The 16333-nt window shown below is 47.8% G+C and carries 11 protein-coding genes and 1 pseudogene; 7 read left to right on the top strand and 5 right to left on the bottom strand.

Annotated features, from left to right (window positions below):
- Nucleotides 1-50 precede the first annotated feature (50 nt).
- Nucleotides 51-2527 (top strand): annotated as a pseudogene (locus tag D908_RS0119340) (penicillin-binding protein 1A).
- 66 nt (nt 2528-2593) lie between these two features.
- On the opposite strand, the gene oxyR reads toward D908_RS0119340, so the two are convergent.
- Nucleotides 2594-3487, bottom strand: a complete 894-nt coding sequence (oxyR, locus tag D908_RS10180; RefSeq protein ID WP_001025914.1) for a DNA-binding transcriptional regulator OxyR — start codon at nt 3485-3487, stop codon at nt 2594-2596.
- 139 nt (nt 3488-3626) lie between these two features.
- On the opposite strand from oxyR, the gene D908_RS10185 reads away from it, so the two are divergent.
- From D908_RS10185 to D908_RS10195, 3 genes are all read left to right on the top strand, one after another.
- Nucleotides 3627-4358 carry a glutathione peroxidase gene (locus D908_RS10185; RefSeq protein WP_000495220.1) on the top strand — a complete coding sequence of 244 codons (732 nt, stop codon included), beginning with the start codon at nt 3627-3629 and terminating at the stop codon, nt 4356-4358.
- A gap of 68 nt (nt 4359-4426) precedes the next feature.
- A complete protein-coding gene (locus tag D908_RS10190) occupies nt 4427-5881 on the top strand; it encodes a dihydrolipoyl dehydrogenase (protein ID WP_005524357.1) in 1455 nt (484 codons plus the stop codon).
- Nucleotides 5882-6146: 265 nt separating this feature from the next.
- Nucleotides 6147-6401 (top strand): DUF3624 domain-containing protein, encoded by a 255-nt coding sequence (locus D908_RS10195; protein ID WP_000752408.1) that lies wholly within the window; start codon nt 6147-6149, stop codon nt 6399-6401.
- A 248-nt stretch (nt 6402-6649) separates the two neighbouring features.
- Here D908_RS10195 and argH read toward each other — a convergent pair whose 3' ends face one another.
- The 4 genes from argH to argC all read right to left on the bottom strand — a co-directional run bounded on the left by argH (nt 6650) and on the right by argC (nt 11222).
- Nucleotides 6650-8026: an argininosuccinate lyase gene (gene argH / locus D908_RS10200; RefSeq protein WP_005524354.1), complete on the bottom strand. Its 1377-nt coding sequence runs from the start codon at nt 8024-8026 to the stop codon at nt 6650-6652.
- A 106-nt stretch (nt 8027-8132) separates the two neighbouring features.
- Nucleotides 8133-9347, bottom strand: a complete 1215-nt coding sequence (locus tag D908_RS10205) for an argininosuccinate synthase (protein ID WP_000049171.1) — start codon at nt 9345-9347, stop codon at nt 8133-8135.
- A 75-nt stretch (nt 9348-9422) separates the two neighbouring features.
- On the bottom strand, nt 9423-10211 hold the full coding sequence (gene argB, locus D908_RS10210) for an acetylglutamate kinase (protein WP_005524353.1): 789 nt from the start codon (nt 10209-10211) through the stop codon (nt 9423-9425).
- A 9-nt stretch (nt 10212-10220) separates the two neighbouring features.
- The gene (gene argC, locus D908_RS10215; RefSeq protein ID WP_000921309.1) at nt 10221-11222 is read right to left on the bottom strand and encodes an N-acetyl-gamma-glutamyl-phosphate reductase; all 1002 of its coding nucleotides are present in this window, start codon (nt 11220-11222) and stop codon (nt 10221-10223) included.
- A gap of 155 nt (nt 11223-11377) precedes the next feature.
- Here argC and argE point away from each other — a divergent pair, with 155 nt between their 5' ends.
- The 3 genes from argE to D908_RS10230 all read left to right on the top strand — a co-directional run bounded on the left by argE (nt 11378) and on the right by D908_RS10230 (nt 16251).
- Nucleotides 11378-12514 carry an acetylornithine deacetylase gene (gene argE, locus D908_RS10220; protein ID WP_005524352.1) on the top strand — a complete coding sequence of 379 codons (1137 nt, stop codon included), beginning with the start codon at nt 11378-11380 and terminating at the stop codon, nt 12512-12514.
- Between the two features lie 206 nt (nt 12515-12720).
- Nucleotides 12721-15351: a phosphoenolpyruvate carboxylase gene (ppc, locus tag D908_RS10225; protein WP_005524351.1), complete on the top strand. Its 2631-nt coding sequence runs from the start codon at nt 12721-12723 to the stop codon at nt 15349-15351.
- 360 nt (nt 15352-15711) lie between these two features.
- A complete protein-coding gene (locus D908_RS10230) occupies nt 15712-16251 on the top strand; it encodes a PadR family transcriptional regulator (protein WP_000056566.1) in 540 nt (179 codons plus the stop codon).
- Nucleotides 16252-16333: the final 82 nt, after the last annotated feature.

Below are 16333 nucleotides of genomic sequence, written 5' to 3'. Positions count from 1 at the left end.
GAGTACAAGGGTTTGCATTAGTGCAGCCTCAACTAAACAGGGATTCTCCGGTGAAGTTCATAAAGCGTTTATTAGTATTTTCATTGATTTGCATTATTCTTGGAGTCACTACAATCTTTGGTTTCTATTTTTATGTGAAATCAGAATTGCCAGATGTCGCCACTCTGCGTGACGTCCAATTACAAACTCCGATGCAAGTCTTCAGTCAAGACGGCAAGTTGATCGCCCAATTCGGTGAAAAACGCCGTATTCCTCTCAAACTGGAAGAGATGCCCAAAGAGTTGATCGAAGCGGTGATTGCCACCGAAGATTCTCGTTACTACGAACATTACGGTTTCGACCCGATTGGTATTACTCGTGCAGCCTTTGCTGTGGTTGCATCCGGTAGTGCTTCTCAAGGTGCAAGTACCATTACTCAGCAGCTTGCGCGTAACTTCTTCCTCTCTAATGAGAAGAAAGTGATGCGTAAAATCAAAGAGATCTTCATTGCTATCCATATTGAGCAACTGCTAAGCAAACAAGAGATCTTAGAGCTTTACCTGAACAAGATTTATCTCGGTTACCGCTCTTATGGCGTGGGCGCTGCTGCTCAAGCTTATTTTGGTAAAGAAGTAAAAGATCTCACTTTAGGTGAAATTGCTCTGATTGCAGGTCTGCCGAAAGCCCCTTCAACCATGAACCCAATTTACTCGGTGGAACGTGCAACTAATCGCCGCAACGTAGTTTTGCTGCGTATGCTGGATGAAAAATACATCACTCAGGCTGAATATGATGCTGCGCGTGCCGAGCCAATTCAGTCAAAGTATCACGGTGCTGAGATTGAACTGAATGCTCCGTATGTAGCAGAAATCGCTCGCGCTTGGATGGTAGAACGCTACGGTGAAGAAGCGGCTTACACTTCAGGCATGAATGTCTACACCACGGTGGACTCCAAACTGCAAAAGGCCGCAAACCAAGCTGCAATCAATAACCTACTCGCTTACGATGAGCGTCACGGTTATCGCGGAGCAGAAAAAGAACTGTGGCAAGAAAAACAACCTGCATGGGACAGCACTCAGCTCACTGAATACCTGAGTAATGAACCCACTTATGGCGATATGTTCCCTGCTGTGGTTCTAAAGGTAGAAGATAAATCAGCCAAGTGTGGGTGAAAAGCTATGGCGAGCAAACTATCGCTTGGGAAGATATGAATTGGGCGCGCCGTTTCATTAACGATGATCGCCAAGGTCCACTCCCTCGCAGTGCTGCTGAATTTTTGGCAGTTGGACAGCAGATTTGGGTTCGTCCACGTACGAATGATGGAGAGATTGCCGCTTGGAAACTGACTCAGGTTCCGAATGCCAACACTGCGTTTGTGGCGATGAACCCAGACAATGGTGCGGTATTGGCGCTAGTCGGTGGTTTTAACTTTGTACACAACAAGTTTAACCGGGCGACACAGTCTGTTCGTCAGGTTGGCTCAAGTATCAAACCGTTTATCTATTCGGCCGCTCTCAATAAAGGGATGACTTTGGCATCCTTGATCAACGATGCCCCCATTAACCAATGGGATGAAAGTCAAGGTACTGCATGGCGTCCTAAAAACTCACCGCCAACGTATACCGGCCCTACTCGTTTAAGAATTGGTTTAGCGCAATCCAAAAACGTAATGGCAGTGCGTGTGCTGCGAGAAGTCGGATTGGATGAAACACGCGAATACCTGACTCGTTTTGGCTTTAATTTAGCTGAATTACCACGTTCAGAAACCATTGCACTCGGTGCAGGCAGCTTAACCCCTATCAAGGTTGCACAAGGTTTCTCTGTGTTCGTGAATAATGGTTATTATGTTGAGCCGTTCTACATCAGCCGTGTCGTAGACCCATTTGGTAAAGAAGAGTTTAACGCGGAGCCTAAAGTGGTCTGCCATAAGCAATGTTCTTCTGAGCTGGATGAGTTTGCAGAACAAGACTCCACTAGCCCTTATGCTCCAAAAGTGATTTCTGAGCAAAATGCCTTCTTAACTCGTGAAATGTTGTATAGCAATATTTGGGGTGGCGGCGAATGGGGCGCAGGTACAGGTTGGAATGGAACGGGTTGGCGTGCTCAAGCACTGAAACGACGTGACATCGGTGGTAAAACTGGTACCACGAACGATTCTAAAGATGCTTGGTACAACGGTTATGGTCCCGGCATCGTTGGGGTTGCTTGGGTTGGCTTTGATGATCATAGCCGTAACTTAGGTAAAACCGCACCAAACCCAAATATCGAAGATGATGTTTCTGGCGCAGAATCTGGCGGTAAAACAGCACTTCCTGCTTGGGTCGAGTTTATGTCTCTGGCTCTGGATGGCGTTCCAGTACAGGAGAAAGCAGTGCCTGACAACATCATCCGTGTGCGCATTGATCGTGATAGCGGGTTGCTCACGAACAAGCTCGATTCAAGCTCTATGTTTGAGTATTTCGAAGCGGGTACTGAACCAACAGAATACGTCAGTGAACATGTGAATGAATCGATTTACTCAACCGGTTTTGGCGAAGAGTTGTTCTGATTGAATTAAAAAACAAAGAGGCTGATTTTTCAGCCTCTTTTTATTTCGACAGAATTCAATCCGGCATTAATGATCTTGCTGTAAACGTTGCTTGATTACAGCAGCCAGCTGTTCAAAGCGCTGGCGAAGAGGTGAACCAGGACGATACGCCAGCACCAGACGGCGCGAAGGGATAGGGTTCACCGCACGCAAATAGCACACTCCATCTTTATTCTTATCTTCAGGAAGCGCTAATTCAGGAAGCAAGGTAATGCCTGCTCCCGCCGCAACCATATTGCGCAACGTTTCTAAACTGGTTGCTTTAAAGCGCTCATCATCTTTTGCACCTGCTGCAAAACAGAAACCTAAAGCCTGATCTCGCAAACAGTGGCCATCTCCCAGAGCCAACACCGTTTTTCCTTTGAGTTCGAGCATTTCGACTTCATCGCGATCTGCCCAAGCATGATCACAAGGCACTGCAATACTCATCACCTCATCATAAAGCTCAATCTCTTTAAAAGGTGCCGTTTCGTCAACGGATGCCAGCACTAAACAATCCAACTTACCCTCTTCGAGCTGGCGTACCAATTGATTCGTCTGTGCTTCGTGTAAATAAAGCTCTAGTTCAGGAAAACGATCTTTCAGAGTTGGGATGATCCGTGGCAACAGATAAGGCCCTAACGTCGGGATAAATCCGATGTGCAGCGGTCCAGTCATAGCTCCAGTTTGCTGGTTCGCCATATCCTTGAAAGTTTTCACTTCAGTGAGAATTTTCTTCGCTTGCTCAACCAACTGTAAACCAGCCTCAGTAAACAATACTCGGCGACTACTACGTTCAAGCAGTGTTGTACCAATTTCATCTTCAAGTTTGCGGATTTGGCCACTGAGTGTGGGTTGGCTGACAAAGCAGGCTTCTGCCGCTTTACGAAAATGCTTGTGGTCGGCCAAGGCCACCAAATATTCAAAATCACGAATGTTCATTGTTCACCCAGATAGAATGCATCTATCAAAACCATAGCATTAAACGATTAGAGCTATCAAAGCTTTTCTTTAACAATACCCATCAACAAGAAAACACATCTTATTGATTAAAAAAGAATTATTACAATTAAGGAACAAAATGTTTACATCTAAAGAAGGTCACACCATTCCACAAGTTACTTTCCCAACTCGCCAAGGTGACGCTTGGGTTAACGTAACTACCGATGAACTGTTCAAAGGCAAAACCGTTATCGTATTTAGCTTGCCGGGTGCATTTACCCCGACGTGCTCATCCAGCCACCTGCCTCGTTATAACGAGCTGTTCCCAGTATTCAAGGAACACGGTGTCGACAGTATTCTGTGTGTTTCTGTTAACGATACGTTTGTAATGAATGCTTGGAAAGATGACCAAAACGCTGAAAACATTACTTTCATTCCAGATGGCAACGGTGAGTTCACTGACGGCATGGGTATGTTAGTTGAGAAAAATGATCTCGGCTTTGGTAAGCGCTCATGGCGTTACAGCATGCTCGTCAAAGACGGTGTTGTAGAAAAAATGTTTATCGAACCCAATGAACCGGGTGACCCGTTCAAAGTCTCTGATGCGGACACCATGCTCAAACACATTGCACCTCAATACAAAGTGCAAGAATCAGTGACTATTTTTACTAAACCTGGCTGCCCTTATTGCACCAAGGCGAAACAAGCGCTGATTGATGCCGGTCTACAGTATGAAGAGCTGATTTTAGGTAAAGACGCAACCACAGTGAGCCTGCGTGCCGTCTCAGGCCGCACCACAGTTCCACAAGTGTTTATCGGTGGTAAACACATTGGTGGTAGCGACGATTTAGAAATCTACCTAAATCAATAAGCTCGGTGGGCTCCCGCTTGGGAGCCCCATTTCCATGCAGACGAATAAAAACCGATTGAGGATCCATAATGAAACAAATTCACGTTGATGTCGCCGTAATCGGCGGTGGTACTGCTGGCCTTGGCGCTTATCGTGCGGCGAAATCCTACACCCAAGATGTCGTAATCATTGAAGGCGGCCCATACGGCACCACTTGTGCTCGAGTTGGCTGTATGCCATCCAAATTGCTGATCGCCGCAGCAGAAAGCGTACACCAAATTGAAAAAGCTCCGGGCTTCGGTGTTTACCCACAAGGTGAAATTGTCATTAATGGTCGTGAAGTGATGGATCGCGTCAAACGCGAGCGTGATCGCTTTGTCGGTTTTGTACTGGAAGGGGTGGATTCAATTCCTGAACAAGACAAGATTGCTGGCTACGCTCAATTTATCGATAACCATACTCTGCAAGTTGATGATCACACACGCATTCATGCTAAACGTGTTGTTATTGCGACAGGATCACGCCCTGCGTACCCTGCCGTATGGAATGAACTAGGTGATCGCCTAGTCGTTAACGATGATGTGTTTGAGTGGGATGATCTCCCAGAAGCCGTCGCTGTGTTTGGTCCGGGTGTGATCGGTTTAGAGCTTGGCCAATCCCTACATCGTTTAGGGGTGAAAGTGAAAGTGTTTGGCTTAGGCGGTCAAGTGGGACCACTGACTGATCCAGAAGTCATGGCTTACGCTAATCGTGCTTTCCAACAAGAGTTTTATCTCGATGCAGACGTGAAAGTCGAAAGCATGAAACGTATTGATGGCGATAAAGTGGAAATCCAATTTATCAACCAGCAAGGTGAGCTAGAAAACTTCATCGTGGATTATGTGCTTGCAGCGACAGGTCGTCGTCCCAACGTTGATAAGCTAGCACTGGAAAATACCAACGTGGCACTGGATGAACGTGGCGTACCCAAAGCGGATCACTACACACTGCAAACCTCGGTACCTTCGATTTTTATCGCTGGTGATGCCAGCAACCAAATTCCGCTGCTGCATGAAGCCGCTGACCAAGGTCGTATTGCGGGTGATAACGCAGGTCGCTTCCCAGACATTCGCGCGGGTTTGCGCCGCTCTGCGATTTCTGCGGTGTTTTCTGACCCACAAATTGCCATGGTCGGAGAAACCTATAAGCAGCTGACCCAGCGTCTGGGTAACTGTGGCTGCTTTGCCGTGGGTGAAGTGTCGTTTGAAAATCAAGGCCGTTCACGAGTAATGCTACGCAATAAAGGTTTGCTGCATGTGTATGGCGAGCAAGGCACAGGTCGTTTCCTTGGTGCTGAAATGATGGGACCCAATGCCGAGCATTTAGCACACTTGCTGGCTTGGGCGCACCAAAACCAAATGACTATTTCGCAAATGCTCGATATGCCTTTCTACCATCCGGTGATTGAGGAAGGTGTGCGCACTGCTTTGCGTGATCTAAACGCGAAACTGCATCTTGGTCCAGAAATGATCAAACACTGTTTGGATTGTGGCCCCGGCTGTTAATTTGCCATAGTCCAAAGCCCTTCCCGTTTTAAGTTGCAGCTTTAAGTGGGATAGGCATAAGCGAATGTTCTTACCCTAGTGAACATAAAAGACCAAGCCTGACTTCAACGTCAGGCTTTTCTGTTGGGTTCAATCCACAGCGCTTACCACAAAACCCGTTGAGAGGAATGGATGCATCGTGCTTTTGGTGCGTTATACTCCCTATGCCCTAGCTTGGCATAGTCAATAAGCTAGGAATGAGCTCGGTTAACTTAAGGTGGCATCTATGGCTTGTCGGGATTGTAGCGAACATTGGTTTTGGCAAAAAATCGGCCGCTGCCAGCGCTGTATGGATCAACTCACGGTATTGTCAGTTGTCGTCTGGATCGTTTGGTTCTGGGGCTTTAAGGACGATCCTACCAGTATTGAATCGATCACCTTGATCATCGCAGGCTTTGCCTTTAACGGCCTATTATTTCTGCATTTATGGATGAAGTATGTGATCTTGCCTTGGCGAAAAAGACAAGGAAAAGAGGATTAAAAACAGTGCAAATGCTTCTGTACTGCCGGAAAGAAAAAAGCCCTAAACCTAGTACAGATTTAGGGCCTTCTTAGATTCTTCTAAGAAAAAGCAGTGGTATTGTAATAGACCGGACTTTCACCGAAAGGTTCACAAAAAAATGATCTTTTTTACGATCTTTTTTGTTTGAACGATTTTCCACTGATTAGTCAGTGAGTTAACCAACAACTTTCTCTCTATTCCCTTATGGTGAAGTAAATTATCGCGATTTAAGACTTCACCCGCGTTTGAGCTTGTTCCACCGCATAAGCCACTTGTTTTGGCGATACCCCACCGAGTGCGCAGCGTTTCTCTAAACAAGACTCAATGGTCAGGATCGGATACACATCTTGCTCGATCAACGATGAAAACTGTTGTAGTTCAGCCAGAGAAAGTTCTTCCAAAGCCACACCTTTACCGATTGCCGCGACAACAGCCACACCGACAATATGGTGCGCCTCGCGAAATGGAATCCCTTTCGCGACTAGATAATCCGCCAATTCAGTCGCGTTCGAGTAGCCTTGCTTGGCCGCTTCTAACGTACGCGCAGCATTCACTTTAATGCCATCAAAGCAGAGTCCCGCCATTTGCAAGCAATCAAACCAAGTGTCGAGCGCATCAAACAGCCCTTCTTTGTCTTCTTGCATGTCTTTGTTGTACGCGAGAGGCAGTGCTTTCACTGTCATCATCATCCCAGCCAATGCACCGTAGACGCGTCCCGTTTTACCGCGGATCAACTCCAGCGCATCGGGGTTTTTCTTTTGTGGCATCAGTGAAGAACCAGATGTCACCGTATCGGCTAATTCAATAAAGCCCGCTTCACCTGTGGTGTAGAAGATCATATCTTCCGCAAGACGCGACAAATGCAACATAGAGATCGATGCTACTGACATCAGCTCCATCACATGATCGCGATCGGAGACTGCATCCAGCGAGTTACGTGTCGCGCGAGTGAAACCAAGATCCGCGGCTAACACCTCACGATCAATCGCGTAAGCGGTTCCTGCTAATGCACCAGAACCAAGCGGCGACGTGTTTAAACGAGCTAGAGCATCAGTCAAACGGGATTCATCACGCTCAAACATTTCTAAATAAGCCAAACACCAATGGGCAAAAGTTACCGGTTGCGCACGTTGCAAATGAGTGTAGCCCGGCAAAACCGTCGCTTGGTGCTCAGCAGCCACCGCCACCAACTGTTGTTGCAGCGTTTTCAGAGCAAGGAGCAGATGAACGCCCTGATCACGACACCAAAGCTTAAGATCGGTCGCGACTTGATCGTTACGCGAACGCCCTGTGTGCAGTTTTTTACCAAGATCACCGACTTGCTCAATCAGCTTCTGTTCCACCCAAGAGTGAATATCTTCCGCATCAGACGCTAAGATTTGCTCCGGATCTTGCTGAACAGATTGCAATAGTTGATTTAACGCCTGCTCTAACTGTTGTTGCTCCTGCACGCTCAAGACATTGACGGAGACCAAGGCTTTTGACCAAGCGATTGATCCAACAATATCTTGCTCAGCCAATCGATAATCAAAACGTAAGGAATCGTTGAATGCTTTGAACCGACTGTCTGCCGCTTGGGTAAATCTTCCGCCCCATAATGCCATGCTAAATCTCCTGCTTTCCTTTGACTGCGACCACAGTCAGGATGTGATAACTGAAAAATAAGGATCGCAGTGCGATCCTTATGTTATAAACCGATGACAGTGCTGATTACTGCTTGTTTTGGCTCAGAGCGCGGATGCGGCTCGACAGCGAGTAAAGACGGATGAAGCCGCCTGCGTGGCTGTGGTCATACACTTCATCTGCGCCAAAGGTCGCGAAATCTTCTGAGTAGAGGCTGTTGGCTGAACGTTTTTGCGTTGCAACGGCTTGGCCTTTGTACAGTTTGATCACCACTTCACCGTTAACATCTTTCGCCAGCTCATCGGCTGCCGCAAATACTGCCTGACGTAGTGGAGTGAACCAACGACCATCATAAACAAGGTGTGACGCTTTAATACCCAGCTCTTCACGGAATTCGAATGAGGTTTTATCCAGCACCAGTTGTTCAACGGCACGCAGCGCTTCCATGATGATGGTGCCTCCCGGAGTTTCGTAACAGCCGCGAGATTTCATACCTACCAGACGGTTTTCCACGATGTCGATACGACCCACACCATGCTTCGCACCTTTTTGGTTGAGGTACAGCAAAGCGTTGTAAGGGGTCATGGCTTCACCATCAACGGCGACCACTTCGCCATGCGCAACTTGCAGCGTGACATATTCTGCTTCGTTAGGCGCTTGCTCAGGATCGACTGTCCACACCCAGCAATCTTCATTTGGCGCATTCCATGTACTTTCCAGTACACCGCCTTCGGTAGAAACGTGCCATGCGTTGGCATCACGCGAGTAGATCTTGGTCAATGACGCTGCACAAGGAATGTTGCGCTCGGCAAGGTAATCCAAACACGCTTCACGGCTACGCAGATCCCATTCACGCCAAGGCGCAATCACATGCAGATCTGGGGCAAGTGCCGCAAATGCACCTTCAAAACGCACTTGGTCGTTACCTTTACCGGTACAACCGTGTGCCAGTGCATCCGCCCCCACTTTACGAGCGATTTCGACTTGTGCCTTAGCAATCACCGGACGCGCCATTGAAGTACCGAGTAGGTATTTACCTTCATAGTAAGCGCCCGTTTTCAGCGTTGGGTAGATGTACTCTTTAACGAATTCTTCTTTCAGGTCAACGATGTAACATTCCGAGGCACCAGAAGAGAGCGCTTTCGCTTCTACGCCTTTCAGCTCTTCATCACCTTGACCAACGTCAGCCACAAACGCCACCACTTCACAGTCATAATTTTCTTTTAACCATGGAATGATCACCGACGTGTCCAGACCGCCAGAATATGCCACAACTACTTTTTTAACTTGTACTTTACTCATTGATGTATCTCCATATTCCTGGCTCTGCGCTTGGCGGTCAGTGCTCAGGTTTAATCAAATTAGTGACTTAAAATCTTAAGGTAGAAAACGGGTGCCGATGCTTTCGCCGCCAAATAACTTGGCGAGCTTCTCTGGGTAACGCCAGGTAGCCACTTCAATCGGGCGCCCTAAATCTTGCGCCGCTTCCAAAGCTGCTTTCACTTTGACAATCATGCCGTCGGTAATGACTTTGCCAGCAATCAGTGCATCCGCTTGTTTGGCATCTAAGGTGGCGATGAGGTGGCCTTTGCCATCCAGTACACCGCTGACATCAGAGAGCAGTACCAATTCCGCATCCAGAGCACCCGCTACAGCAACCGCCGCTTGGTCAGCGTTGACGTTCATCATCTGCCCTTCCGCAGTTAGGCCAATCGAGCTAATGATGGGCATCGCACCGGTAGCCAAAATCGCTTGCAGCAGAGTGGAATCGCCCGGCATGGCTTTGCCGACTGCGCCCAGTTCAGGATCTAATTCCTCGACGTGGCATAAACCGCCATCCGCCAGTGACAAACCTACGGCATTGATGCCATCTTTGATCGCTTGGCCTTGCAGTATCTTGTTCGCTGTACCTGCGAGAGCTCCGGCAATGATCGGAATTTGATCATACGGAGTGACGCGCAAACCATCTTTCTTGACCGATTTCAGTTGCAGCTTCGCCATTAACTCATCGATCAGATAACCACCGCCATGCACGATTACAATGCGTCGTTGGGCTTGGTTCTGATATTGGGCAATCGCACCAAACAGTTTGCTAAGTGTCTCTGCGCAATCGAGCGCCGCACCACCTAACTTAATCACTAAAGGACTGAGCTTGAGATCTGACATGTTGAACCCTTACACCAACGCGGTTAATTCATCGAAACCGTAGTGAATGTTTAAACACTGCATCGCTTGACTCGATGCGCCTTTCAATAAATTGTCGATAGCAGACACCACAATGATGTGACGTCCTTGTACCTTCCAGCCGAGGTCACAAAATGGTGTGAACTCGACATCTTGAATCCGTGGCAAACCATTCGGGAAACGTACGAGTGGCTTATCTTGATACGCCTTGCTAAAGGCTTCTACGACTTGCTGCTCCGTCACTCCATCCGCCAATTTCATGGTGATGGTGGCCAGAATGCCGCGCTTAAAGTTGCCAAGATGCGGAGTGAAGATCACTTCACAGCCTAGGTGAGTCGCAATTTCTGGTTGATGACGATGGTTAAACACACCGTAAGGCTGCAAGCTCACTTCGCAGAAGCTGTTGGTCATGGTGGCTTTACGCCCCGCACCAGAGACACCACTCACCGCGTTAATCACTGGCCATTGGGCAGTGTCGAGTAACCCTTCCACCAACAGAGGCTTAATCGCCAGTTGCGATGCAGTTGGGTAGCAACCCGCAACTGCAATCATTGGGCTGGCTTTGATCGCTTCCGCATTCCACTCAGCAAGGCCATACACCGCTTTTTCTAACCATTCAGAATGCTGATGAGCAAAGCCATAAAAGGTTGGATAAAACGCTTCACTTTGCACCCGAAATGCGCCAGACAGATCGAATACCTGACAACCTTGGGCTAAAAATTGTGGCGCCAGGTCATGACTCACTTCATGCGCCGTTGCCAAAAAAACCACATCACACTCGGCAGCAACAGCATCTACATCGGTCAAGGCTTGCACAGGCATATCAATCAGCCCAGCCACTCGACCATGCAACTGCGCCAGCGATTTCCCTGCATCCGCACTGTTGGCGGAAACGTATAAACCTGATAGCGTGAGTTGTGGGTGTTTGTGCACCATAAGAGCCAGTTCTGCTCCGGTGTAACCGCTTGCGCCGATGATGGTGGTTTTTAACATCAAAAACATCCGTATTAAGTTGTGAAAGAGAGCGGATAACGCTGACTATTCATCTTTCAAAATTGCGATTAATTGGTTTTTTATTCACTTAAAGTGATTTAATATGTGTTTTACATTTTCACCGACACTCTGTCAATAGCAGGAGCAAAGATAAAATGCCGTTACCCAGTTTCCTTGAGGTCTATGAAGGCCTGATTTCAACGTCCTCGATCAGTTCAACCGATGCGCGCTGGGATGAAGGCAATGAACAGGTGATCGCCAAATTAGCGGATTGGTTAAGCGCAATCGGCTTTGCCATTCAGATTGAGCAAGTAGCGCCCAACAAACAGAATTTGATTGCCAAATTAGGCAATGGTGAAGGTGGGCTGCTGTTGGCAGGACACAGTGATACCGTGCCTTTTGATGAGGGCCGCTGGAATTACAATCCGCATGCGCTCACACAAGCCAATAATCGCTTCTATGGATTAGGGACTGCGGATATGAAAGGTTTCTTCGCCTTTATTTATGAAGCGGTGAAAAAAGTCGATTGGAGCAAGCAAACCAAGCCGTTATATGTACTCGCAACGTGCGATGAAGAAACCACCATGCTTGGCGCGCGCCATTTTACAGAGAATGCCCCCTTTAAACCGGATCACTGCATCATCGGTGAACCGACCAGCTTAGTCCCGATTCGAGCGCATAAAGGCCATGTGGCGAATGCAATTCGTGTCACAGGAAAATCAGGCCATTCCTCTAACCCGGCTTTAGGGGTGAATGCGATTGAGATCATGCACGAAGTGCTGTTTGCCCTAATGCAGCTGCGCGATCGCTTAATTAAAGAATATCACCATCCGGGATTTGAAATTCCAACTCCGACCCTGAACCTTGGTCACATTCATGGTGGCGATAGCCCGAACCGAATTTGTGGTTGCTGCGAACTGCATTATGACGTTCGCCCGCTGCCCGGTATTAGTTTGGATGGTTTAGATAACCTGATGCGTGATGCTCTAAGTGAAGTACAGCAAAAGTGGCCGGGGCGTATTGAATTAATCCCACTGCATGACCCAATCCCAGGCTATGAGTGCGCGCATGATCATCCGTTTATTCACGGCATCAGTGAAATCTGTGAGCAAGAAGCGCAAACCGTGAATTACTGCACTGAAGCCCCTTTCTTGCAGCAAGTTTGCCCGACCTTAGTGCTTGGCCCTGGTTCGATCGATCAAGCCCACCAGCCGGATGAGTTTTTAGCCTTTGAATTCATTGATCCAACCGTGCGTGTGCTGTCACGCGCGATGCAGAAATATTGTTTCTAAATTGATCTCCCCAAGCTCAGCCTTGGGGCTTTTTGTAAGAAAATTTCAACAATTTCGCGTTTTTGGTTAAACAATGTATGCGTCAAACTGGCAAGACAATAAATGGAATCTTAGTCTGAACAACGAGCATACTGGACAAAGTGATCAAGATTGTGTAATTAACTGAACTAACACTGGATGTAATTTTTTTTCAAGGCAGGATGACAATGAACGAAAAATACGCTGCGCTCAAAAGTAACGTAAGCATGTTAGGACGACTACTCGGACAGACTATTCAAGCCGCCGATGGTGACGTTATTTTAGAGAAAGTGGAAACCATCCGAAAACTTTCGAAATCCGCCAGAACTGGCAACCAAGCAGACCGCGAGCTCCTCATCGAAGAGATAAAAAATCTTCCCAATCATCAGTTGACCCCAGTTGCTCGCGCATTTAACCAATTCCTTAATCTGACCAATATTGCCGAGCAGTATCACACCATCTCTCGCCACTGTGAGAGCCACGTGAATGAGCTTGATGCCATTGGCAGCTTGTTTGCCAAACTCGCGCAAAACTCGGTCAGTAAATTCGATACGGCACAGGCCATTCGTGATCTGAACATTGAGCTGGTATTGACCGCTCACCCGACTGAGATCACTCGTCGCACCATGATCAACAAACTGGTCAAAATTAACGAATGCTTGTCCAAACTCGAACTGAGCGATCTGTCTTCAAAAGAGCGCCATAAAACGGAGCGCCGTCTTGAGCAGCTAATCGCTCAAAGCTGGCATTCGGATGTGATCCGTCAGCAGCGCCCAACGCCATTGGATGAAGCCAAATGGGGCTTTGCTGTGGTGGAAAACTCACTATGGCATGCGGTACCGGAATTTTTACGCGAGCTGAATGAGCAGGTGAAATCTCACTTAGGTGAAGGTTTACCGATTGATGCACGCCCAGTGCACTTCTCGTCATGGATGGGGGGTGACCGCGATGGTAACCCATTTGTCACCCACACTATCACTCGCGAAGTGCTATTACTGTCACGCTGGAAAGCGGCAGATTTGTATCTTACCGACATCAATGAGCTGGTCAGCGAACTTTCCATGACCAAGTGTAATGAGGCAGTACGCGCTTTAGCGGGTGATGAACACGAACCTTATCGCGCTATCCTCAAGCAACTGCGCAGTTTGCTACAAGAGACGATTGATATTCTTGAAGCCAAACTGAACGGTCAAAAGCTGGCAGTGAAAGCCCCACTACAAAATGTCGATCAGCTGTGGGAACCGCTTTACGCTTGTTACCAATCACTGCATGAGTGTGGCATGGGTGTAATTGCTGATGGCTCACTGCTTGATACCCTACGCCGCATCAAAGCGTTTGGCGTGCATCTAGTTCGTCTCGATATTCGTCAGGAAAGCTCACGCCATGCGGAAGTGATCTCGGAACTGACCCGTTATCTGGGCATCGGTGATTACAATCAGTGGAGCGAACAAGACAAGATAGCGTTCCTGACGACAGAACTTAACTCCAAGCGTCCACTGCTGCCGCGCGACTGGCAACCCTCTGTACAAGTCAAAGAAGTGTTGGATACCTGTAAGATCATTGCTGCTCAATCCAGAGATGCGTTTGGCGCGTATGTGATCTCTATGGCTCGTACCGCATCGGATGTCCTCGCGGTTCACCTGCTACTGCAAGAAGCGGGATGTCCTTATCGTATGGATGTCTGCCCACTGTTTGAAACCTTAGATGACTTGAACAATGCAGAATCGGTGATCCGTCAGTTGATGAGTATCGATCTGTATCGCGGCTTTATTCAGAACCACCAAATGGTGATGATTGGTTACTCAGACTCAGCGAAAGATGCCGGCGTAATGGCGGCAGGTTGGGCGCAGTACCGAGCGATGGATGCCCTAGTCAAAGTCAGTGAAGAAGCGGGTATTGAGCTGACGTTGTTCCATGGTCGTGGCGGCACGATTGGCCGTGGCGGCGCTCCTGCCCATGCGGCACTGCTTTCTCAGCCACCGAAGAGCTTAAAGGGCGGCCTGCGCGTAACAGAACAAGGCGAGATGATCCGCTTTAAACTGGGTTTACCTGATGTTGCGGTGAACAGTTTCAATATGTACGCCAGTGCCATTTTGGAAGCCAACCTACTGCCACCACCAGAGCCAAAGCAAGAATGGCGCGATCTGATGGATGTACTGTCTGAAGTTTCTTGTGAAGCCTATCGCCATGTAGTGCGCGGTGAGCCAGACTTTGTTCCTTACTTCCGTCAAGCTACACCTGAATTGGAATTGGGTAAATTGCCGCTAGGTTCGCGCCCATCGAAACGCAATCCAAACGGTGGTGTTGAAAGCTTGCGAGCGATTCCATGGATTTTCTCCTGGAGCCAAAACCGCTTGGTATTGCCCGCTTGGCTGGGTGCGGGTGAAGCCATTCAATTCTCGATTGATAAAGGCCATCAAGCTCTACTCGAAGAGATGTGCCGCGAATGGCCATTCTTCTCGACCCGTCTTGGCATGTTGGAGATGGTGTACACCAAGTGCAGCGCTGAAATTGCGCGTTACTACGATGAGCGCCTAGTGGAACCAGCCCTTCGTCCATTGGGTGAAAAGCTGCGCGCACAACTTCAGAAAGACATCAAAACCGTACTCAATGTGGAAAACAATGAGAACTTGATGCAAAGCGACCCTTGGGGACAGGAATCGATTCGTCTGCGTAATATCTATGTTGAGCCACTCAACATGCTGCAAGCCGAGCTGCTGTATCGCACCCGTCAATCAGATCTCCCTTCTCCAGAGCTGGAAGAGGCGTTGATGGTGACCATAGCGGGAATTGCGGCGGGAATGCGCAATACTGGTTAACAAATCGCAAAATAGCAGTGTAAAACACCAAAAGGCTGAAACTTTTCAGCCTTTTGTTTTACATTTTTGCATTATTGAGAATAATGTCAGTTTTTTGTTTATCTAGAACATTTGTATTCCACTTTATGCTTATTATTTAGATATACTATTCCCCCTCTGTGATAAGTAATGTAAAGCAATCTCACAGTCAAAGTATGCAAAGACATACGCCAATCTAGGTGATAACCGGCTTTATAAGGTGACATAAGCAGCCAGATTATTGTGCTGCGGGTATTTAAACGAACTGATATTGAGTGCCATTAGAAGCACAACAGGCGTTTAGATAGAAGTTTATGTTGACTTAATTTTTGGATTGAAGACATGTCATTACCACACGTTATCCTTACTGTTCTTAGCACACGCGATGCAACCGGGTACGATATAACTAAAGAATTTTCTGCCAGCATTGGCTACTTCTGGAAAGCCAGCCACCAGCAGGTATATCGTGAACTCAATAAAATGGGGGAACAGGGTTTAGTTACTTGTGTTCTGGAACCACAGGAAGGCAAGCCAGATCGCAAGGTTTACTCTATTACCCAAGCTGGTCGCAGCGCTTTAGGTGAGTGGTTTGATCAACCGACTGCACACCCAACCGTGCGTGATGAGTTCAGCGCTAAATTGATGGCTTGTTCAGTACAATCGGCAGAGCCTTACCGCCTGCAACTGGCTGAGCTGGTTGAAGAATCGCGCAAACTGGTTGCTCACTATCAAGAAATCGAAGCCGCTTACTACGCTAACCCTGCGGTGTTAGACAAGCAGCAACGTTTAGAGCGTTTGACTCTACGTCGTAATTTACTGGTTCGCCAAGCATGGATTCAATGGGCGGACGAAGTGTTAGCTGAATTGAGCGCGATGGCATAACGCCAAGTCGCTTGCCGATGTAAAAAAGGATGATGTCCCCATCATCCTTTTTTATTTTCTGTCTTTTACTTCTCTTCCCTAT

The organism is Vibrio mimicus CAIM 602, assembly GCF_000338875.1.
In the GTDB taxonomy this organism is placed as follows: Bacteria; Pseudomonadota; Gammaproteobacteria; order Enterobacterales; family Vibrionaceae; genus Vibrio; species Vibrio mimicus.
Note: the sequence above shows the minus strand (reverse complement) of the source record. Positions and strands in the feature narration are given on the sequence as shown.